Below are 22989 nucleotides of genomic sequence, written 5' to 3' on the forward strand. Positions count from 1 at the left end.
ATAAACTCCTTTATTCCTCAAATAATCTAACGCATGTCATTATACCCTACTTTTTCTAGAAAAAGAATCGTTGAATGTCATTCCATGTTACTAATACCATCAATAGCATCAGGAAGCCAAAACCAACGAGCGTCAAAACGCCTTCTTTTTCCTGACTAAGTGGTTTACCACGGACACCTTCAAAAATATTCAAGACTAGTTTTCCACCATCTAATGCTGGAATCGGTAATAAATTGACGATCCCTAAATTCATGGATAAGATAGCCATCAAACCAATGACTGTCATGATCCCTTGATTCGCTGCCTCAGAAGACAATTGGAACATCATCACCGGTCCACCTAATTTGTCCAAGCTAAAGCCGGTAAATAATGAACCTAATGCTTTGAATATTTCCAAAGAGCTACTAAATGCACGTTGTGTTCCACCGATGATCTTATCGAAGAAGCCAGTTTTCATTGGCGCTTGTATCCCAAGTTGACCAATTTTTTCACCATTTGACTCAATTGCTTTCGGTGTCACTTCAACAGAAGAAACCTGTCCATTTCGTTCAACTTCAAAATCAAGTGGTTTATCTGGATTTTCAGTAATGATCGCTGTCAGATCATTCCATGTTTGGATTGATTTTCCCTCTACTGAAAGAATTTCATCATTTTCTTTCAGTCCGGCTGCAGCCGCAGCTCCGTCTGGCGTAACAACACCGATTTGGTTGGTATTTGTGACAGTCACCCCGCCTTGCATGAACGCTAATACGATGAATAATAGAATTGCTAGAATAAAATTATTCATTGGACCTGCAAAGTTAGTTAACATTCGTTGCCATAATTTGGCTGATTGGAACTGCACATCTCTCGGTGCGATCCTCAATTCAGTCCCATCCGCCTCGATGATCGAAGCATCGTGATCCACTGCATACGTTACTTCTTGCGTTTCATCACCATTCACATAACCTGTGATCGTGAGTGCTTCATCAAGATCATAACGGATCAATTCCATTGGGATCGCATTGGTCAATTGGATCTTTTTGCTTAAATTGATTTTCTTTACGACATGATCTGAATCCATCAAGAGTGATAACGGCATTCCTGGGGCCATTTCCGTTTCGTCGTCCCCATTCCCAGCCATTCTCACATAGCCACCGATCGGTAACAAACGCAATGTATAAGTCGTGCCGTCTTTTGCTTGATGACCGTAGATTTTAGGTCCCATGCCAATCGCAAACTCGCGAACTAGGATTCCTGATCGTTTCGCAAAGAAGAAGTGGCCAAATTCATGTACGATCACTAAGATGCCAAAAACGATAATGAACGTGATAATTGTTCTCATCCTATTCTCCTTTACATTAATCATTATTTTTTATTCAGTTAAAATAAAACTACTTAATTTTACCATATTATCGACACTTCACCAAGCACCTATTAAAATGTAAAAAAATAAAAATCCTGTAAAGAATCTCCTTACCGATCGTGTCTGATTGACGGACGAAAAACTTTTGGCTTCGGAAGCTTCTTTTACAGAATTTTTATTTATATCAATCCAAATAAGTACATGACTGGAAAGACGAACAATAGACTATCGAATCGATCTAAGATCCCACCATGTCCAGGTAAAATGTTCCCTGAATCTTTGACCTCATAGTGGCGTTTAATTGCCGACTCGACTAGATCCCCAAATTGGCCTACGATCGATAGAATGATCGTTAGGAGTAACATGACGAATAAGCCATGTCCAAACAATTCTTGTGGTGGATAAAGTAAGAAATATAGTAAGGCAACAACTAACGCACTACCTATTCCCCCTAATGCACCTTCAATCGTTTTATTGGGTGAGATATCTGGCCATAGCTTACGCTTACCAAAACGTCTACCAACTAGATATGCGCCAATATCGGTTGCCCAAACGATGAACAAGCCAAAAAGTAATACGTTGATTCCTTCTGTACGCGCACTAACAAAGTTTTGAAAACCAAAACCGACATATAAACTAGTAACAACTGGAAAACCAGCTTCATCGATCGTATACATATTTTTTGAGAAGACAGCGGCACCCAATAGGATCATCACAGTCAAATAAAACAACATAAATTCATTTGTTTGTTCAGGTAAAAAGAAAAACCAGCGCTCTTTCGGCAGGACAAGAAAAACTGCACCAATGGCAGAAAGAACTCCTTCAAAACTTAATAGTGTCAATCCTTTCATACGAAAAAGTTCATAGACACCAACTACTGCTAATAAAGCCGCTACTAGCTCAAGACCAATTCCTCCGATCCAAATGATCGGAATAAATAATGCCAATGCTACGACCGCAGTGATCACACGTTGCTTCATGATTGTTCTCCTTTATCTACACTTTTTACGCCACCAAAACGACGGTCTCGATGTTGATAAGAAGCGATTGCTTCCTCTAAATGGGCGCCGTCAAAATCTGGCCATAAGGCTTTTGAAAAATATAATTCACTATAAGCAATCTGCCACAATAAGAAATTACTGATCCGTTCTTCGCCACTTGTCCGGATGACTAATCCTGGATCGCGAAGTTCGGGAGGTAAGAAACCGGTCATCAAATGATCCGCGATCATGTCCTCGTCGATGTCTTCCGTAGAAAGATCGTTTTCTTTTACTTGTTCACTGATTGCTTTGACTGCAGAAATGATTTCTGCCCGACTACCATAATTCAGTGCGAAGTTTAAGATCATTCCCGTATTTTCTTTGGTTTGTTCAATGGCACGGCGTACTGCATCTTGCGTATGTTCCGGCAAAAGTTCTTCATAGCCCATCACTTGTACCTTGACATTTTCAGCAATCAACTCAGGGACGAACGTATCAAAAAAGTCTACAGGTAATTGCATCAAAAAATTGACTTCCTCTTTTGGACGTTTCCAATTTTCGGTTGAAAACGCATAGAGCGTTAACACCTTTACCCCAAGTCGAGAAGCTTTTTTAGTGACTTTCTTAACGGTTTCCATGCCTTCTTTGTGGCCAGCCACTCGTGGAAGACGACGGTTTTGTGCCCAACGACCATTCCCATCCATGATGATGGCGATATGTTTCGGGATATCTCTCTGCGCATCAAAATGGTGCTCACTTTTTTCTTGAATATATTTGTTTTTTTGCGGAAAAAAACGTAACATTCTTTTTCCTCCCATACTAAAAAATTACAACTATCTTTACCATTATAGCAATATCTATCGTTATTTCCTATGGTATAGCCCTTTTTTTACGCAAATTCAAAGGATTTTTTAGTTTTTCTTAGTCAAAAAGTAAAAAACAGGAGACAGCACTTCACACTGTCCACCTGTCTTTATTGATTCTTATACTTCAAGCAATTCTTTTTCTTTGTCTGCAGCGATACGATCTACTTCTTTGATACTATCATCTGTTAGAGTTTGCACTTCTTTTTCTAAGTCACGCAAATCATCTTCTGTGATATCGCCATTTTTTTGTTGTTTCTTGTACTCATCGATTGCATCACGACGAATGTTACGGACAGCGATTTTCGCATTTTCAGCTTCTTTTTTCACGTCTTTCGCTAATTCTTTCCGACGTTCTTCTGTTAACTGAGGAATGACTAAACGGATCACATTTCCGTCATTTGTTGGGCTGATACCGATGTCGCTTGCCATGATCGATTTTTCGATGTCTTGAAGCACACTTTTATCGAATGGTGTGATCATCAATACTCTTGCTTCTGGGATCTGGATCGATGCTAATTGGTTCAATGGTGTTGGTGCGCCATAATAATTAACAGTTATACGATCTAATAAGCTCGCATTCGCACGGCCGGCACGGATCTGTCCAAGTTCACGTTGTAGATTTTGTGCTGCTTTTTGCATCTTGTCTTTTGCTTCTGTCATAATTGCATCTGCCATTGTTTATTTCCCCCTTACGGTTGTTCCGATATTTTCACCTAAGATTGCTCGGCGAATGTTTCCATGTTCATTAAGATTGAACACAAGTAACGGGATATCATTGTCCATACTCAATGAACTAGCAGTTGAATCCATTACTTGTAATCCTTTTGCAATGACTTCCATGTGTGTCAATTCATCGAATTTCACTGCTGTTGAATCGATTTTTGGATCGGCAGAATAAACACCGTCAACATTGTTCTTAGCCATTAAAATAACATCAGCGCCAATTTCAGCTGCACGTAATGCCGCAGTTGTATCTGTAGAAAAATAAGGGTTTCCAGTACCACCGGCAAAAATAACGATGCGCCCTTTCTCTAAATGACGCTCTGCTTTACGACGGATGTATGGTTCTGCGATTTGTCGCATTTCAATTGAGGTTTGTACGCGTGTAGGAACACCAACATTTTCTAATGTATCTTGTAATGCTAAAGCATTCATCACAGTTGCTAACATGCCCATGTAATCCGCTTGTGCACGTTCCATCCCCATTTGTGCGCCAATTTGACCGCGCCAGATATTTCCACCGCCGACAACAATTGCCATCTCTACGCCTAACTCGTGGACTTCTTTGATTTCTTGGATGATTTCTTTGATAACTGGTGGTTTGATTCCAAACCCTTCATCTCCAGCTAAAGCTTCTCCACTTAATTTTAAGACGACACGCTGATATTTTGGTGTGACCATGTTCATTCCTCCAATATTTTCTATTGACATTCTACCATATCCAGATAGTTTAGGCACGAAAATACCTATGCTCCTGATATCTCTTGCCCTAAAAAAAAGAGCTGTGACGAATGTCGCTGCTCCTCATTTCATTCAAATAAGCGATGGAATCGATGGGGGCACAAAGAAAACGGAGAATGATCTTCATTTTCTTTGCCCCAAACATCGTCCCATTGATCAAGTCTATAAACCGGATTATTTTTTCACTTGGTTCATTACTTCTTCTACAAAGTTATCTTCGCGTTTTTCGATACCTTCGCCGACTTCAAAGCGGACAAATGATTTCACAGTTGCGCCTTTAGAAGCAACAAATTTTTCAACAGTCATATCAGGATCTTTAACGAATGGTTGGTCAACCAATGCGATTTCAGCTTTAAATTTGTTTAAGCGTCCTTCAACCATTTTTTCAACGATGTTCGCTGGTTTGCCTTCGTTCAATGCTTGTTCAGTCAAGACTGTACGTTCGTGATCTAATTCAGCTTCAGGAATTTGTGTTTCGTTTACATAACGAGGGTTGATCGCTGCTACGTGCATCGCTACGTCTCTAGCTACTGCTTCGTCAGTTGTACCTTCTAAAACAGCTAATACAGCAATACGTCCACCCATGTGTAGGTAACCGCCAAATGCAGCGTTGTCATCTTTTTCGATTACTTCAAAACGACGGAAGCTGATTTTTTCACCGATAACTTGTGTTGCTTCGATCAAGTCAGATTCAACTGTTCCTTTTGATGTTTTGATTTTCATTGCTGCGTCCATGTCAGCTGGTTTGTTTTCAGCAACTAGTTCAGCGATTTCTTTTACTAAGTCTTGGAACATTTCGTTTTTAGAAACGAAGTCTGTTTCTGAGTTGACTTCAACGATTGCTGCAGTATTACCTTTCACTGCAACTGAAGCAAGACCTTCAGCGGCGATACGATCGTTTTTCTTCGCAGCTTTAGCCATTCCTTTTTCACGTAAAAGATCTACTGCTTTTTCGATGTCACCTTCAACTTCAACCAATGCTTTTTTCGCGTCCATCATTCCTACGCCAGTCATGTCGCGTAGTTCTTTTACCATTTTAGCTGTAACGTCTGCCATTTTTTCTTCCTCCTAGTTGTATGCTTTTTCTTTAAAAAAAGCTGTTTCAAAGGAGAGTGAGGCTTGTCGCCTAGCCTTTGAAACAGCTCCATCATTTAAAAATTATTCTGCTGAAGAGTTGTCGCCTTCAACAACATCAACGATTTCTTCGATTGAAGTCGCTGTGTTTTCTGCTGAAAAATCTTCTTCAACTACTTGATCTTCCCCTTGATTTCCTTCGATGAAAGCATCAGCCATTTTTGAAGTAATCAATTTAACGGCACGGATTGCGTCGTCGTTTGATGGGATAACTACGTCGATCTCATCTGGATCACAGTTTGTATCAACCATTGCTACAATTGGGATATTCAATTTGTGTGCTTCTTGAACGGCAATGCGTTCTTTACGTGGGTCAACGATGTACATTACATCTGGGATTCTTGGCATATCAGCGATACCACCTAAGAATTTTTCAAGACGTTCACGTTGTTTGTTCAAACCAGCAACTTCTTTTTTAGGTAGAACTGCAAAAGTTCCATCTTCTTCCATTGCATTGATTTGTTTCAAACGAGCGATACGTTTTTGGATCGTATCCCAGTTTGTCAATGTTCCACCTAACCAACGGTGGTTTACAAAGTATTGTCCAGCACGAGTAGCTTCATCTTTGATTGCTTCTTGTGCTTGTTTTTTTGTACCTACGAATAAAGCAACGCCGCCTTCTTCTGCTACGCTCTTCATGTAATCGTAAGCTGCATCTACTAATTTAACTGTTTTTTGCAAGTCAATAATGTAGATTCCGTTTCTTTCTGTGAAGATGTATTTCTTCATTTTTGGGTTCCAGCGACGCGTTTGGTGACCAAAGTGTACGCCGGCTTCTAGTAATTGTTTCATTGAAATTACTGCCATGTTTGTTTCCTCCGATTTGGTTTTTATTTTCCCTCTTCTTGTCTTCCAACTCGCTAGCCAACTTTTACAAGCACCGACCAACGATCCAACAAGAATGTGGATTTATTGAGTAGTGACGCAAGATACACCAAAGTGATCTTTTTCTGCTCAACATTCAATAGTTTAACTGAATTGGGCATAAAATTCAAGAAAAAAAATCAACTTACTTAATTTTTTGTGTCTTCTTTTTCTCCCTCTCATTTTTTTATTTTATTTCTTTGTTTTTTTATAAGGAATTCGTGAAAAAATAAACAGGTAACTGGAAAATAAAGATGGGCAATTCAACGTTTTTTTGTTATGATACTTGTGAAAAGTTTCGTTAAAGGAGAACTAAAATGCGAAAAACTGAGCGACACTTGTTGATTAAACAAATCATTGAAGATTATACGATCCGTACACAAGATGAAATGTTAGCTAAGCTGACTGAAATGGGTGTATCTGCGACTCAAGCGACGATTTCAAGAGATATACGTGACTTAAAAATCGTCAAGGCGCCTGATGAAAATGGTGTTTCCCATTTTGTCCTGTTCAAAGAAAAGGAGACAGCTGAATCAAAAAGCGAAGATGAAAAACGTTTGATCCAGATGATTGAAGATATCGTGTTAAAAGTGGAACGAGTTCATTTTTTGACTATCGTCCACACCTTACCAGACAACGCACCATTGTTCGCTGCTGTCTTAGATGAAATCAAACCGCCTCATATCGTTAGTACGATTGCTGGCTTTGATACAACGATCATTATTTCGAAAGATGATGAAGATGCGCAGTTAGTTGAAAACTTCTTGCATCATCCCACTACAGCTACAATTTTTTAAATACCATAACAAATAGTAATTGTATCTATATTTTTTGATGTTGGTGAAATTTGCCAGCATCTTTTTTATTTGAATCAATACTAGAGAAGAACCTTGAACCTCTCTCAAGTTGACTTAACCTTCAGTTACTACGAAATTTCCGCTATACCTCGCACTCAATGCCTCATAGTAACAACAATAGTAATGTTTTCCACTAGTAGAATAAATACAAATTTGAGAAACACCACAAGCGCTAAAAATCATATAAAGCTTATTTAACTTTGAATTAGGCAGGTATTGCTTGTTTCATTATAAACCTCTACTTTTTTCTGATTGACGAAAAAAACAGTCCCCAACACTCCTTATTTACATGTCATAATTTAATTAAAAAAATTTTTATAGATAGAAAGGAAAAAACGATTATGACCTTCTTCCCCTTTGTCGATCCCAATCGTCGACCACAAGCCAAGATTCGAAAAATGACAGAAGAACTCACACAAAAATTTCAAGCAATCGATCCAGATTTGACTTTGATACATAATGATAACTTTATTGATTATGGTCCAGAGGTCTTTCCACAACTTTCGTCGATTTACTGGGATCCTCGCGTGGCAAATCATCCGATGGAACATTTTGCGTACTCGGAGTACCAACTTAGATATAAAAACTATCCTCTTTACTGGTTTACTCCTTATGGTGAATGGCTTTACGAAACTTATAAAAAACCTGGAGGAACTCCAGATCCAGAAAGAAAAACTTTAAAAATGATTGAACAGACTCTCCTAAGAATCATTCATGACTATCAAGTGCGTAACCTACTTTACTGGAAAGACTTATTTACAGAAAAACAATTTGAACAGGAAAAGTTAGAACCTTATAAACGATTATCACAATTCGTTGGACCAGTAAAAATCATTAGTTCGCCAATTAGTTTCACTGACCCCAAACATCGATCTTTAGCTGCTGTAGAAAAGAATACCGAATTTTTAGAAACTCAATTAGATCACTTAGATTCTCAATTAACGGTGATTCATGATGATTCTTATATTGATTTTGGTCCGGATATTGGCCATTTTCTTGCGGAATGTCCTTATGATCCTGAAGAAGACGAGCCAGATGATCCTAGACGTTACTTATCTCACTATGATTACCACATTTATTTTAATGAGACAGCCATTTACGGACTTTCTCCTTATAGTATAGGAACTAGTTTTCATGGCGACTTCTTTAATGGGGGGATTGCTAATGTTACGTACCTTGGACTTAGTAAGGAACTAGATGATGCGATCGAAGTGATTATGAGGAAATATATGCTCTATAATAAATATTACTGGCGCAACAATTATTCCTATGAAGATTTCCAAAAAATAGTGCGTAACTATAAAAAGACATGGAAGTTGAATTAATTCAACTTCCATGTCTTTTTATTTCACCGGATAGGCTGTTGCAACAGTTATTTTACCATTCATTTTAACATTTACATTTCCTTTTATCTCAAATCCAGCTGTACTCTTACCACTAAATGAATGATTTCCGGGAGTGGTAAAATTATGTTTTTTTACAATCTGTTCTACCTCACTCGTAATTTTTTGAGCATCCCAATTATCTGGGAATACTGTAGATTCTTTGACCTTCAAAGTACCTGGATAAGTTATTTCGGCGTTATAAGGTTGCCCTTCTACTACAGTCTCTGTCGGCTTATATACAACTCCACTTTCTGGACTATAGAAATCAGGATGGCGCGAATGAGCACCTGTGATTTCAGGATTGCCAGTTCTTCCCGGTCTTACCTCTCCCGCCACATGGCGCAAGGCTTTACGGTTATAGTATTCGGTGGTTGGTAACTTCTCTACTAAAGCTTCATTTGGACAGCCTTTGGTGATTAGAGCCTTTTCCGCTTCCAATACGCGAGCGGCTTCGGCTTCTTCGACTTCAATCGCTGTTAGGATGACTTCATCGGATTTGACGGTCCGTAAGACAGAAATCATTTCTGACCATGGTAAGCACATGGCGATGAGTAAGACGTCCATTGGTTCGGGCTTCAATTGGGACTGCTTGATGACCCAGTCGGTATTTTCGTAATTTGGTAAGTGCTTCAATACACTGCCACCGACTTCAGAAATCGCTGCAATGGTGGTGTCATCTAAACTCTTTGGCAAAGAATTCGTGCGTTCTTCATCAAGCAAGCCATCGGCTAACGCATAGTAGTTGCAATAGACACCGAAAAAGCTTTGCACTTTGCGGATCGTATAGATGACTTCTTGGTTAAAACCGATGTCGATTTGGTCTAAGGGAACAATTTCTTGCGTTCCCCGATACACAAACTCACCTTCTCGATCAATGACAACTTCTTTGTCATTGGCTTTCGCTGCGATCCGGAATAGATTGATCTGAAACGTATCAGGTAATTGATCAATCAGCGCATCCCGCTCATCGATCATCTGACGTGTGATTTCTTTTCCGATGTCATTGACAGAATCAACATCTGTTGGGGCTACTGCCCCAAATTGGACGGACGAGTATTCTTTGACCACTTCCAGAGCTTGTTCAGGTGTGGCGATTTCTGCTAAAAATGTGTCGAAATCCGTTTCTAAAGGAATCGTGATGCCCCGAATATCATATTGCGTGTATAGTTCTTGGCGATGATCATAGGCGGTATAGCTCATGGTCACATTGACATAGGGTGTTCCTGGACCATTATATGGAGAAAAATTGATTTGTTTCAGGGCGCCGATCCGTGGAGGTAATTTTTCATTTCCCGGTAAGTATTCATTCAGTGAAGTATCTGGATAAACTAATAGACTTTGATCATTCGTGTCTTTAGGAACGAACAATCCGCTCATACCGTCTGTGCCGGTTCGCATCTCATATCCAGATAGTTCTGGTGTTGTTTGTATGTATTCAAGGAACTGGTTTTGGACCGTAATCCAGCTAGCCAACTCGATTTTGGTGGTCGGATAAATCTCAACGGGGTCTTCTGGAGCATCAATGGCATCACCGAGCAAGCTGATCGACTGCCTTAGGATACTTGTCGAAGTCAAACGGTACAATTGGCTGACAGCTGTCTCTTTGGTTGATTCTTTTAAGTAGGGTCGGGTAAATTCAGCAAAGGCGGTAGCTTGGATGATCGGTGCAATTTTTGAACGAGCAAACCGAGTACTGAGGGGTAACGTACTTGGCCCTTCCATCACGTCTAAATAATCCGCTAGAACTAAATTATCAAATACGTTATGTTCGGCAGTCAGGGTATCCGTAAATCCTCGGAGTTTTGCCCATTCGTTCCATGTTTTTTCATCTTTTGCTGGCGAAGTGCCACTTAAATCAATCGCAACAGCCGGACGCGAGGTCGCTTCTTTGAAGGATCGATCACTCGCAAAGGCTAAGAGTGTCGGTTGGAAAACCGACGACAACAACATTACAACCATCAACAACGAGAACCATTTCTTTTTCATTTTTCCACTCCTTTTCTTTTTTATTGACACCGAGAGTATATCCCAAGAAAAGAAAGCGCTTAATAAAAAGTGAAAATTCTCATGAAACGACTTTTTCTAAAATAAGAAAAGGAAATTCAATTATTTATTCATAAAAATTTTTGTATGTACAATTCAACATAAAACAACTATAAGAATGTATGCCGTACCAAAAATACGTCAAAAAAGCCGGGATTTTTTCAAATCCCGACTTGGCTCGTTTCCAAAAGAAACCCTTCTAGATAAAAATCAATTCAATTGTAAAATATGCCATGGATTATTGACTGGAACATAACATTTAGATTTCTCTTCAGAAAATCTTTGAACAATGAAACTTTTTACATTTTATCTGGTGCATGTAATCCTAATAGACGTAAGTCTTCTTTTAGTAAAACAGTGACAGCATAAACTAACGCTAAGCGCGCATCTTTTTGGTCATCATCCGCTAAGATTTTTGTATGTGCATAGTACTTATTGAACGCTTGTGCCAATTTGATCGCATGTTTTGCAATGATCGATGGCTCATATTTTTCACCAGCTTGAAGCACTGTTTCAGGATATTTCTGTACAAGCTTCACGACTTCCCAACTATTTTCGTCATTCAACGCATAAGCTTGATCTTCAGAAGGAACAAAACCTGCTTTGTCTAATAAACTCATCGCCCGAGCATGAGTATATTGGACATAAGGACCTGTTTCTCCTTCAAAACGAACCACTTCTTCTAAATTGAAGTCAAACGTATTCAAACGATCATTTTTTAAATCGTGGAAAATAACAGCACCCACACCGACTTGTTTTGCGATGACATCTTTGTTTTCCAAATCAGGATTCTTTTCACTGATTTGGTGTTTCGCTGAGTCGATTGCTTCATTCAATACTTCTTCTAGTAAAACGATCTTTCCTTTACGTGTCGATAGTTTTTTACCACCTTGTGTGATCAAACCAAACGGGATATGGTGCATATCATCTGCCCAGTCAAAACCTAGTTCTTTCAAGACAGCTTTCAATTGTTTAAAGTGATAACTTTGTTCATTACCAACTACGTATAGTGATTGACTAAAATCATACGTACGTTTACGGTATAGTGCAGCTGCCAAATCACGCGTAATATAAAGTGTCGCACCATCTGATTTTTTGATCAAGGCAGGATTTAGATCATAAGCAGATAAGTCAACGATTTCTGCACCTTTGTCTTCTTGTAAGAGATGTTTTTCTTCTAGTAATTCGACGATTTCATCCATCTTGTCATTATAGAAAGCTTCCCCGTTCAATGAATCAAAACGAACTTCTAACAAGTCATAGATCTTGTTGAATTCTTTCATTGATTCGTCACGGAACCATTGCCATAACTCCATCGCTTCTTCGTCGCCTTCTTCTAGACGCTTGAACCAAGAACGAGCTTCATCATTCAATTCAGGTTGTGTTTCAGCTTCTTCGTGGAATTGGACATATAGACGCAATAATTCATTGATTGGTTCAGCTTTTACAGATTCAGCAGATCCCCATTTTTTGTAGGCAACGATCAGTTTTCCAAATTGTGTACCCCAGTCTCCTAAATGGTTGATACGTACTGGTTGATAACCTAATTTTTCCATAATAAAGCCAATTGAGTTTCCGATTACTGTCGAACGTAAGTGACCCATTGAAATTGGTTTTGCAATGTTTGGTGAAGACATATCGATTGGCACGCTTCCTTGGTTACCGATCGTGCTATCCCCATAGTGTTCTTTTTCTTTTACTACTGTAGCTAACACTTGCTTACTGATGATCTCTTTGTTCATAAAGAAGTTCAAGTATGGTCCGACGACTTCGATTTTTTCAAAATTTGTTGCATCGATTTTCTCAGCAAGATCCGCTGCGATCTGTTGTGGTGCTTTGCGGAAGATTTTTGCTAAAGAGAACGTTGGAAATGCGACATCTCCATGGTCCGCTGATTTTGGATTTTCAAGTAATTGTGCGACTTGCTCCAACGTCAAGTCATCTTGTACGACTTCATATAGTGCTTTTGCAACAACATCTTTGTTATTCATTTATTTTCCTCCTACATATTGTTTGCTGTAAAACAAAAAAATCTCTAGCAAATCCATATTTCCTATGAATTTACTAGAGACGAGAATTCCCGCGGTACCACTCCAATTGTCCTAAAAAAGACCTGCTCGATCTGATATCGGTAGACGACCGTCTGTCAAAGACAGAGTTCTCCAAGTGCGCTTCATTGGGATTTGTCCGTCCGGCTTCCACTCTACCCAGACTCGCTTTGAACGAAATGACACCAATTACTCTCTTGTTCAGCAAACGTTGCTCTTATTTAACTTGATTTGAATTATAGCAGATATCCAATCTCCTGGCTAGAGTTTTCTTCATAAATAAACGGTGTTCGAAAAGCTGACCTTCAACAATAAGCTAAAATGTCCAGGAGGTCTAAAGGAGATTAAAAACCAACTGGACATTTTATACACATGGTCATGGTAAAACGATAAAAAGTTTCTTACGCTTCATCAGCAACAATGATTGTTCCTTCTTCTGAAGCTAATAGATTTTCAATATTTTCTAAGGAAGTAATAATTGCTTTCCCAGTAGGACGAGCCTCAACAAAGGCAATCGCTGCTTCCACTTTTGGCAACATGCTTCCTGGAGCAAATTGGTTTTCAGCAATATACTGTTTCATTTCTGAAACACCAACTGTTTCTAATTTCTTTTGATCTGGTTTTTGATAATTTACGTAGACATTATCGACACCCGTCAACACGATCAATAGATCTGCACCAATGATCTCTGCTAATTTTTCAGAAGCAAAATCTTTATCGATAACAGCTTCTTTTCCTTCAAGACCTGTTGCAGTTTCCACTACTGGAATACCGCCACCACCTACAGAAATGGTGATTACGCCTTGTTCCACTAATGTTTGGATGACTCGAGCTTCTTTGATTGAGATTGGTTTTGGAGAAGCAACGACCTTACGCCAACCACGTCCTGCATCTTCTTTGAATGTTACAGAAGAGTCTGCTTTCATCTGATCATTCGCTTCTTCTTCTGTATAGAACGGTCCAACTGGTTTGCTTGGATTTTTGAACGATGGATCATTTTCATCAACGATGACTTGTGTCACTAACGAAACGACATCTTTATCGATTCCTTTTTCCTTCAACACTTCGCCCATCGCATTTTGCAACCAATAGCCAATTGAACCTTCCGTCATCGCCACACATGTATCTAATGGCATTGCCGGTGTTTTTTCTGAATCAGCCGCTTGTTGTTGGATCAATAAATTCCCAACTTGAGGACCATTACCATGTGAGATGATCAATTCATCTCCTTGTTCAATAAATTTCACTAAGTATTTTGCTGTTTCCATCAATGCGTCTTGTTGCGCTTTTGCACTTGCATCTGTTGATAAAATCGCGTTTCCGCCTAATGCAACAACCACTTTTCTGTTTGCCATGTCTATCTCCCTTTCTTTCAGAACATTCTGAATTTTACCGATGACAAAACAAGCCAGCGTTCTTTCTGAACGATCCTCACGCTGACTCGTTTTGATTATTTACTTGTTAGTTGTTACACACGAGGAATGAATAAGTTTCCTAGTGTTGCTGCCATGATTGCTTTGATTGAGTGCATACGGTTTTCTGCTTGCTCAAATTGACGTGCATATTTACTGCGGAATACTTCGTCTGTTACTTCCATTTCAGTGATGCCGAAGCGTTCTTTCATTTGTTCACCGTAAACTGTCTTCGTATCATGGAATGCTGGTAAGCAGTGTAAGAAGATCAAACGATCTGTATTGTTTGTTTTTTCGATCATATCCATATTGATTTGGTAAGGTTTCAATAATTTGATACGTTCTTCAAATTTATCTTCTTCACCCATTGATACCCAAACGTCTGAGTAAAGAACGTCTGCTCCGTCTACCCCTTTAGCAACATCGTCAGTGATCATTAATTGTGCACCTGATTTCGCTGCAAACTCTTCAGCCATTTTCACGATTTCTTCTTCAGGTTGTAATTCTTTTGGTGCAACGATACGCATATTTGTTCCTAAGATCGCACCTGTTACTAACAATGAGTTCGCCATGTTGTTACGTCCATCGCCACAATAAGCAACTGTGATGCCTTCCACTTTACCGAAGTTTTCTTGGATCGTTAAGAAGTCAGCGATCATTTGAGTTGGGTGCCATTCATCAGTTAAACCATTCCATACAGGTACGCCTGAGAATTCAGCTAATTCTTCCACCATTTTTTGGCTGAAACCACGGAACTCGATTCCGTCAAACATACTACCTAATACTTTGGCAGTATCTTCTGTAGATTCTTTTTTACCTAATTGGATGTCATTTGCACCTAAATACTCTGGATGCGCACCAAGATCGATTGCTGCCGTTGTAAATGCTGCACGTGTACGTGTTGATGTTTTTTCAAATAGTAATGCAATGTTTTTTCCTTCTAAGTAATGATGTGGGATGCCACGTTTTTTCAAATCTTTCAAGTGTTGAGAAAAGTCGATCAAATATTGTAACTCTTCCTTTGTAAAATCTTTTTCTGCTAATAAACTTCTTCCTTGAAATACTGATTCTTTCATATGAACATTCTCCTTTAAAATTGTATTCTATTTGATAGTACATAAAGCACTTGGTATTAAGAGGAAATCTGATGGCAGCTGACAGTGACTGCCATCAGGAATAAACTATTTTAAATCTTCACGAACTAATGGTTGGCTCATGCAACGAGGGCCACCACGACCGCGTGACAATTCACTTGAAGTGATTTCCAATACTTTGATGCCGTAGCTTCTCAATAATTCGTTTGATACATAGTTACGATTGTAAGTAACTACCACCCCTGGAGCAATCGCTAATGTGTTTGAGCCATCATTCCATTGTTCACGAGGTGCAACAATCGCATCGCCATTACCTGTTGGGATCAATACAAGATCATCTAACCCTAAAACTGATTTCAATGACTCTTGTAAATCATCTGAATGAGAAATTTTGATATCATCGCCAGCTTGTTCAATTGTAAAGACGTCCATTTTTCCTTCTTTACTTTGGATCGCTGGATGGATTGTGAATTTATCATGGTCAACCATAGTAAATACTGTATCTAAATGCATCATGGCACGATTATTCGGGATCTTGATTGCCAAGACTTTTTCAAATCCTGCATTTTTCGCAAATAAGTGACGTGCTAAACGCTCAATCGCTTTTGCATTTGTTCTTTGTGAGATACCCACAGCGACAACTGTGTCACTAAGGATCAATTCATCCCCACCTTCGATATGATCTGGATTTTCGCGATCCAACCATACGTCAACCCCTTTATTTGCAAAACGTGGGTGGTGGTTCAAAATGTATTCTGTGAACATTGACTCACGACGACGTGCTTCAAATGCCATTTTATTGATTGTCATCCCATTCCCCATTGATGCGGAAGGGTCCCTTGTAAAGTATAGGTTTGGCATTGGATCCATGTAGAAAGGATAGTCGTCATCAGATGATAAATCGTATAAACTACGTGATTTCACATCGATATCTTTTGTACGGACACCCGCCATGATCTTATCTACCATATCTTGAGTTTCCATTGATAGAAGGAACTCATGAAGACCATCTCTAACAGCATTAGATGCAATAAAAGATTCATCTAACATTTTATTTAAAAATTCCTCTTTGACATTACCTGCATCGATTGCTTCAGCCGCTAATTTTTCTAAATATAATGTTTCAGCGCCTTCACTTTGGAGCACTTGTGCAAATTCATCATGCTCAGCTTGTGCAATCGGTAGATACGGAATGTCGTCGAACAACAAACGATCCATAATATCAGGCGTTAGATTTTCCACTTCTTGACCAGGTCGTTTTAATAATACTGTCTTTAACTTTCCTATCTCAGAGAAAACGTGAATCGGTTTATCCATGTTGTGTTGCCTCCTTCGTTTTGATTACATACTTAGAATAAACTGCTTTTGTAATCACTTTCATGCTTTTCTCGCATTTAAAAAGAGAAGAATCTCTCATTATTAAAGCTTAATTAAATAATTACACATTTTTGCATCTTTTATTAATAATTTCTCTTTTTTTTATACTGAAAACTCTCTCAAAAAAATTTTTATTCATCAAAAAATTTTTTTTGTATATTTTTAAATTCCATTTAAATTAAGGTTGTTAGCGTTTACTTTATGTATATTATTTGTTTTTTATACACTTTTATGATCACTCATCAAATTATATTCATCTGTTTTGTATAAATCCTACATAATAACAAACGCAATTAATATTTTACAAAATATAGCTTTTCTCGGAATGTATTATGGCTTTACAAAAGAAATAAAAGAAGTCACAATAGAAGGAGAGAATTATAGGAAGCAGGGATGTTCATGCGTGTAAATAAAATCGATTATCATTTTTCTAAACTCAGATATCAACCTGATTTTGAACACTTTACTGATGAGGAATTTGAAGAAATCAAAGAGCAGACTGTCCTACGTTCATATAAGAAAGGACAAGTGCTTTTTGATGAAGGAGATGAGCGGCAACGTTTCTATGTCTTAACAGAAGGATTGATCCGTTTAGAGCGTTATGACGAAAGTGCTACTTATTACTACTATGATTATGTCACAGCAAATAATCTCTTTCCAATGTCTGGTATTTTTGAAGAAGAACCTTATACGTATACAGCACAAGCCATGACAGATATCGAGACTTTTTATTTTCCTGTAGCTTGTTATGAAAAAATTGTCAAAAACAACCCCAATCAATTGATTTACATGATCCAGAAGTTAGGAAAAGTCGTTCAGATGCACGAACTACGCATTCAAATCGGCTTGACCTCCAGTGCATTTGACCGAGTGAAACAAAACTTATTTGTTTTAAAAGAAGAATTAGGAATCCCTACAGAAGACGGTCATATATCGATACCCTATCCGATCACGTTGAAAGAACTAGCAGTCAATAGTGGTACCACTCGTGAAACCGCCGGACAGGTGATCAAACAGCTGAAAGACTCCGGCTTGGTGAATTATGACAAGAAGCGGTTCACGTTTTGTAAGGAGGCAGTGACACCGGGATGGCGGGAGTGATTCTTTGCCATCCTCTACTATAAATATTAATAAATGAGCCAAAGGTATTTGACAATATCCACTACCTTTGGCTCATTTTTTGATAAATAAAAAGAAGTAAGTAATCAGTCACTTACTTCTTCTCTCTTGAATAAATGAAACAATAGGATTTGTTCTCATTACTACTGTAAAGATAAAATACAGGGTAATAGCAATTAAACCTTGTACTATATTAGTTATTAAACTTGCTTGCATAGAATTAGTCAATATTCTGGTGATAATCATCATTGCAAGTGCTGAAATAAAATAAATACTTATTCGCCGAAAATTAAAAGAAAAGTTAGTAGATTTGAGAAACGAGCGCACTCTTACTGCAGTAACAAAGAATTCAGCCAATAAATTAGAAATGACAACTCCAAAAAAACCAACAGTTGGTAGTAAGATTAGATTACTGATAATGTTTATACCTGCACCAATAATCACAGATTTATTATATTCTCTAACTTTACCTATAGGAATAAGGTACTGTCTTGAAACAGCCATACCTAGCGGAATAATTACTATTAAAGGAGTAAAAAATGGGATAACATTATTAATAAATAAAAACTTTTCCCCAAAAAACCATGGAACAAGCTTATCATATACAGTTAACATCCCAAACATGATCGGTAAACTAAAAAACAACTGTAGATCAATCGTTTTATCCATCAGCTCTACAATTCGCTCAACATTTTTTTTAGCAAACAAACCACTCATATGTGGAAGTAAAACAATATCAAGTGTAGTGATGATTGTTATAAACACTGTATTTAAGGTGAGTGAGTTTGTATAAAATCCAACTGCTGAAGCCCCTATGAATAAGCCTAATAAGGTCTTATTTAAATTCGTATATAAGGTAATCGCTACTTGGGGTATAAAGAATTCAAACGAGCCTTTGATGTGACTAAAACTTTTTTTTAGATTTATTTTTTGAAATGTTATATAAGGTTTGATAAAGAACCAAACTAACACTTGTGAAACAAATATACCAGCTGTTTGGATCAAAATATAGATACCTACATCATTTGAATCTTTAATAAAAAGCAGTATCAACACAAAAGTAATTATTTGAACGAATAAACTCGATACACTAGTTAACTTAAAATCTTCAATTCCCATAAAGAACCATGATATATCAAAAAGCACTGCTAAAATGGTTAAACTTTGAAAATAAAAATAATTACTGTTAGGTAAGAAACTGACAACAGCAATGTAGATAAAAAATACTGCTAATGTCAATATCGCTTTAAATACAACAATTTCCCAAAATAATTTAGAAATGTCCTCTTGTCGATTATACGCAAGTGCGATTTCTCTATTCCCATACATAGCTACACCTAAGCTAGCAACTAGTACAAAATATTGTGCGATTGAATTGGTATAGTTGAAGATCCCTATTCCAGCAGGACCTAACGCCATAGATACTATAGGTATGGTTATAATTGGAATAACGATTTTCATTATCTGGAATATGGATTGATAAATGAAATTACGAGCTATGTTTTTCACTCAATCAATCCCTTCTAAAAATATCTCTAGTATAAACTTTTTCTTCAACGTCATCCAATTCTTCATCAAATCGATTGGAGATGATTACATCACTTAGATTTTTAAAATCTGCTAGTTCAGGTATCACCGGAAAACCTGAAAAATCCTTCTCATCTACAGTAGGTTCATAAACAATAACAGAAATACCTCTCGCCTTCAGTCTTTTCATTACTCCTTGAATTGAAGAATAACGAAAATTATCTGAAGCAGCTTTCATAGTCAAGCGATAAATCCCTACAACTTTGGGACTTCTAGCTAAAATTTGTTCAGTGATAAAATCTTTTCTCGTCGCATTTGCATCAACGATTGCACCAATCAAATTGCTTGGGACACCACTATAATTTGCACGCAGTTGCTTAGTATCCTTTGGTAAACAATACCCTCCATAGCCAAATGATGGGTTATTATAATGCGAACCAATTCTAGGATCTAGTCCGACACCTTCGATAATTTGCTTACTGTCTAAATCATTCGATTCAGCATACGTATCAAGCTCATTGAAATAAGCAACTCTTAAAGCTAAGTAGGTATTTGAAAACAATTTGATTGCTTCCGCTTCTGTTGAATTCGTCAATAGTATCGGGACATCATTATCATGAGCATTTTCCTTAAAAAGATTAGCAATTTCTTGTCCCCTATCTGAGTTTTCGCCAATCACGATTCTTGATGGGTGAAGGTTATCGTATAGTGCTTTACCCTCACGCAGAAATTCTGGTGAGAATATTATCCGCTCCGTTCCATACTTTTTCTTTAATTCTTCCGTGTACCCTACAGGAACGGTTGATTTGATTATAAAAGTAGCATCTGAGCGAATTGCTAAAGCTTGCTCGATGACTTTTTCAACTGATGAAGTGTTAAAATAATTCTTTTTTTCATCGTAATCTGTTGGGGTTGCAATAATTAAGTAGTCACCGAAAATCACAGCTTCTTCAAAGTCTTTGATAAAATTAATTTTTAGATTATCCTTTATTAAAAATTCACTAATTTCTTTATCCTCTATAGGAGAAATTCTTTGATTCAACTGGTCTATTTTATCTTTAACAATATCATATGCTTTGACTTCAACGCTTTGGCTTAGAAGTAGTGCATTTGCTAGGCCAACATAACCTAAACCGAATACTGAGATATTCAAGCTCTATTCCTCCTTGATTGTTTCAATGATAAGATTTTTCTTGGTACGATTAATGCAACTAAAGGTTTGATAATATAAATATATTGTGTTGGTGATAGCTTGAGTTTCTTAAAATTTCTATATCTAAATTTGAATTCACCAATTCTATTTTCCCAAGAAATCTTATTATAGTAATTCTTATCTTGATAATAATAAACAAGCTTTTCTTGTATATTGTATCCCCTAAGTCCATTTACATACAATCGCAAGTATAAGTCATAGTCCTGACCTCTCACAGTTTCTTTAGAAACCCTATAACCTTGAACACTCTCTAGGGCTTCCTTTCTAAACATGACTGATGGATTAATAAATGGACTAGTTTTTAGCAAGTCATTAATTTCAGGTTTATCTTTTATTATCAACTCACCATATATACCATCTTGATCCCAAAGATAAGCATTACTTCCAACAAAATCATATTCAGGATGATTATCTAAAAATAGAACTTGCTTTTCCATTCTTTCCTCGTGACAATAGTCATCATCATCTAGTTGCATGATATACTTTCCAGAAGATTTATTTATTGCTTTATTACGCGTATAGGCACTTTTAGAATTTTTTTCATTTTGATAAATTTGAATTCTTGAATCTGTTTCTTCCAGTTCCTTTAATATTTCCCATGTACCGTCTGTTGAACAATCATCACAAATTATGATTTCAAAATTTTGGTACGTTTGATTCAGAATAGAGTCTATAGCTTTTTTAATTGATTTCTCCGCATTAAATGTGGGTATAATAACACTTATCATTTATTTTCTCTCCTAAGTTAGCTCATAACATAAATTCCAAAATTTTATTTATCTCTTAAATTTCCAGAATAATCAGAAACTGATTTTCTTGAAAATAACATTGCCAATAGAATCCATAGTATTCTCGAGTTTTGTAGAGATATACTGAAGGAAAAAAATACTGTTCCAAGAACTAGCGCAACAACTATCCAATTTTTTTTTGAAAGTTCAATAATACTTTGTTTTACCACGGCTATTAAACCAACAACTAATGGAATAATTCCCCACTCCACTGCTAATTGCAAAAACGTATTATGCGCTATAATTGGACTACCACTTATTACTCGCGCGACACTTGAGTAATCCATAAAGCCTATTCCCATAAAGTGAGTATCAAGGATAAGTCTATAAGCTGTTTCCCATGCATCTACTCTCCCTGAACCACCTTCGGTAATTGCACCGCTAAAATTTTCAAATACAATGTATATTCGTTCCAGTTGAGGAACTGATTGTGTAAATACCAGTAAACCTGTTATGATTGAATCGAAGAATACATAAAATATAGTCAAACACCCACTTATTACTAAGAATAAAGTTGCTAACTTAGCTGGTGAAAGGCGTTTTTTTAAAATTTTTTTAATACTTAAAATACTAAGCATAACAATAAAAACAATCAATCCAGTTTTTGAAGCTGATAATAGAATAGTTGTTGGATAGATAATCATTGCCAATAGATTTGTTATTTTATGTTTGAAACCTTTGAGATACCAAATACAAAATCCACATATCTGCATATAAGCAAAATAGTTAGGATCATTCATAAACCCTCTCATACGTATTTCTCCAAACAAAACAATTGAACGTAGAATTGCTGGACCAATAAAATAAATTAATATCGATAGAGTACCTAAAATCAGGGTTCCATACTTTAATCCTTTGAAAAAGTTATCCTTTATTTTTTGGTCTATTGTCAAAGCAGAAATAAAGAGAATAAAATACAGTAAGCTAATCAAAAACTTTTGAATCGTAATAAATATAGGCATAAACGATATCGAAATATTCAACCATTTCGTTAATTGCATGGTTGAAAAGAATCGCAAAATAAAAAGTAAAACAAAGTACAGGGTAGTTTGTTTTGTTAAGTAAATCGATTTTGTAAAAAATAATAAAATAAGTAAGATAAGCAAAAAAATGTCACTAAGTGAAATATTTATACCTAGAAAAACCTGCGTAATACTGATTGTAAATCCAATAAAAAAAACAATCCGCTCAATGGTCAATCTTCTAATTTTACTTTTATCTTGAGATGTTGAAATATTTGTAGCTTCCATTCTTTTCCTCCTAAAAAGGATGTTGGTCACTTCTTAAATAGATTATTCATTTGATTTGTGACTAATAAAATTCCATATTCCTCATTGCTTCAGCTGCTTTTTTCCTTAAATCATTAACAAAACATAAAAAAATACAACTTTTAATTAACTATTCCTATTGAATCAATTTCGATTATTTTTATATTAGTATAATTAAAATATTTCTATATCCTATCAAATTTTTTAC

Annotated in this window: 19 protein-coding genes; 3 read left to right on the top strand and 16 right to left on the bottom strand. The window is 37.0% G+C overall.

All coding sequences use genetic code 11. The features are described from left to right. Positions 1-55 precede the first annotated feature (55 nt). From rseP to rpsB, 7 genes are all read right to left on the bottom strand, one after another. Complete coding sequence (gene rseP / locus IGK01_RS08115; protein ID WP_062805088.1) at positions 56-1324, bottom strand: RIP metalloprotease RseP; 1269 nt, start codon at positions 1322-1324, stop codon at positions 56-58. Between the two features lie 200 nt (positions 1325-1524). Beyond that, the gene (locus tag IGK01_RS08120; protein ID WP_023519848.1) at positions 1525-2325 is read right to left on the bottom strand and encodes a phosphatidate cytidylyltransferase; all 801 of its coding nucleotides are present in this window, start codon (positions 2323-2325) and stop codon (positions 1525-1527) included. Then, positions 2322-3128: an isoprenyl transferase gene (locus IGK01_RS08125; protein ID WP_010735188.1), complete on the bottom strand. Its 807-nt coding sequence runs from the start codon at positions 3126-3128 to the stop codon at positions 2322-2324. The genes IGK01_RS08120 and IGK01_RS08125 overlap by 4 nt, the downstream gene beginning before the upstream one ends. Before the next feature lie 180 nt (positions 3129-3308). Continuing rightward, positions 3309-3866 carry a ribosome recycling factor gene (gene frr, locus IGK01_RS08130; RefSeq protein WP_023519849.1) on the bottom strand — a complete coding sequence of 186 codons (558 nt, stop codon included), beginning with the start codon at positions 3864-3866 and terminating at the stop codon, positions 3309-3311. 3 nt (positions 3867-3869) lie between these two features. Further along, positions 3870-4592: a UMP kinase gene (gene pyrH / locus IGK01_RS08135; RefSeq protein WP_010735186.1), complete on the bottom strand. Its 723-nt coding sequence runs from the start codon at positions 4590-4592 to the stop codon at positions 3870-3872. A 234-nt stretch (positions 4593-4826) separates the two neighbouring features. Then, a complete protein-coding gene (tsf, locus tag IGK01_RS08140) occupies positions 4827-5708 on the bottom strand; it encodes a translation elongation factor Ts (RefSeq protein ID WP_010735185.1) in 882 nt (293 codons plus the stop codon). A 102-nt stretch (positions 5709-5810) separates the two neighbouring features. After that, a complete protein-coding gene (gene rpsB / locus IGK01_RS08145; RefSeq protein ID WP_010735184.1) occupies positions 5811-6593 on the bottom strand; it encodes a 30S ribosomal protein S2 in 783 nt (260 codons plus the stop codon). Positions 6594-6967: 374 nt separating this feature from the next. Between rpsB and IGK01_RS08150 the strand changes: the two genes are divergently transcribed. Further along, the gene (locus IGK01_RS08150; protein WP_010735183.1) at positions 6968-7447 is read left to right on the top strand and encodes an arginine repressor; all 480 of its coding nucleotides are present in this window, start codon (positions 6968-6970) and stop codon (positions 7445-7447) included. 401 nt (positions 7448-7848) lie between these two features. Further along, complete coding sequence (locus tag IGK01_RS08155; RefSeq protein ID WP_438840644.1) at positions 7849-8832, top strand: hypothetical protein; 984 nt, start codon at positions 7849-7851, stop codon at positions 8830-8832. Between the two features lie 18 nt (positions 8833-8850). Here the strand turns inward: IGK01_RS08155 and IGK01_RS08160 are convergent, their stop codons facing one another. From IGK01_RS08160 to arcA, 5 genes are all read right to left on the bottom strand, one after another. Further along, positions 8851-10878 (bottom strand): EndoU domain-containing protein, encoded by a 2028-nt coding sequence (locus IGK01_RS08160; protein WP_438840645.1) that lies wholly within the window; start codon positions 10876-10878, stop codon positions 8851-8853. Positions 10879-11234: 356 nt separating this feature from the next. Continuing rightward, complete coding sequence (argS, locus tag IGK01_RS08165) at positions 11235-12926, bottom strand: arginine--tRNA ligase (protein WP_349519713.1); 1692 nt, start codon at positions 12924-12926, stop codon at positions 11235-11237. Positions 12927-13384: 458 nt separating this feature from the next. Next, positions 13385-14338 (bottom strand): carbamate kinase, encoded by a 954-nt coding sequence (gene arcC, locus IGK01_RS08170; protein ID WP_010735176.1) that lies wholly within the window; start codon positions 14336-14338, stop codon positions 13385-13387. Positions 14339-14451: 113 nt separating this feature from the next. Beyond that, the gene (gene argF, locus IGK01_RS08175) at positions 14452-15471 is read right to left on the bottom strand and encodes an ornithine carbamoyltransferase (RefSeq protein WP_010735175.1); all 1020 of its coding nucleotides are present in this window, start codon (positions 15469-15471) and stop codon (positions 14452-14454) included. A gap of 105 nt (positions 15472-15576) precedes the next feature. Next, positions 15577-16806 (bottom strand): arginine deiminase, encoded by a 1230-nt coding sequence (gene arcA, locus IGK01_RS08180; protein ID WP_062805084.1) that lies wholly within the window; start codon positions 16804-16806, stop codon positions 15577-15579. A 459-nt stretch (positions 16807-17265) separates the two neighbouring features. Here arcA and IGK01_RS08185 point away from each other — a divergent pair, with 459 nt between their 5' ends. After that, positions 17266-17967 (top strand): Crp/Fnr family transcriptional regulator, encoded by a 702-nt coding sequence (locus IGK01_RS08185; protein WP_023519859.1) that lies wholly within the window; start codon positions 17266-17268, stop codon positions 17965-17967. A gap of 108 nt (positions 17968-18075) precedes the next feature. Here the strand turns inward: IGK01_RS08185 and IGK01_RS08190 are convergent, their stop codons facing one another. Genes IGK01_RS08190 through IGK01_RS08205 form a run of 4 tightly spaced genes read right to left on the bottom strand, consistent with a single transcriptional unit; the run spans position 18076 to position 22763 of the window. Continuing rightward, positions 18076-19494, bottom strand: a complete 1419-nt coding sequence (locus IGK01_RS08190) for an oligosaccharide flippase family protein (RefSeq protein WP_010735172.1) — start codon at positions 19492-19494, stop codon at positions 18076-18078. 4 nt (positions 19495-19498) lie between these two features. Continuing rightward, positions 19499-20665, bottom strand: a complete 1167-nt coding sequence (locus IGK01_RS08195) for a nucleotide sugar dehydrogenase (RefSeq protein WP_438840646.1) — start codon at positions 20663-20665, stop codon at positions 19499-19501. After that, entirely contained in the window at positions 20662-21453 is a 792-nt protein-coding gene (locus IGK01_RS08200) for a glycosyltransferase family 2 protein (RefSeq protein WP_301358384.1), read from the bottom strand. The genes IGK01_RS08195 and IGK01_RS08200 overlap by 4 nt, the downstream gene beginning before the upstream one ends. Positions 21454-21497: 44 nt before the next feature. After that, positions 21498-22763: an O-antigen ligase family protein gene (locus IGK01_RS08205; RefSeq protein WP_438840647.1), complete on the bottom strand. Its 1266-nt coding sequence runs from the start codon at positions 22761-22763 to the stop codon at positions 21498-21500. Positions 22764-22989 lie beyond the last annotated feature (226 nt).

Source organism: Enterococcus sp. AZ080 (assembly GCF_051714945.1).
Classification (GTDB): Bacteria; Bacillota; Bacilli; order Lactobacillales; family Enterococcaceae; genus Enterococcus_B; species Enterococcus_B pernyi.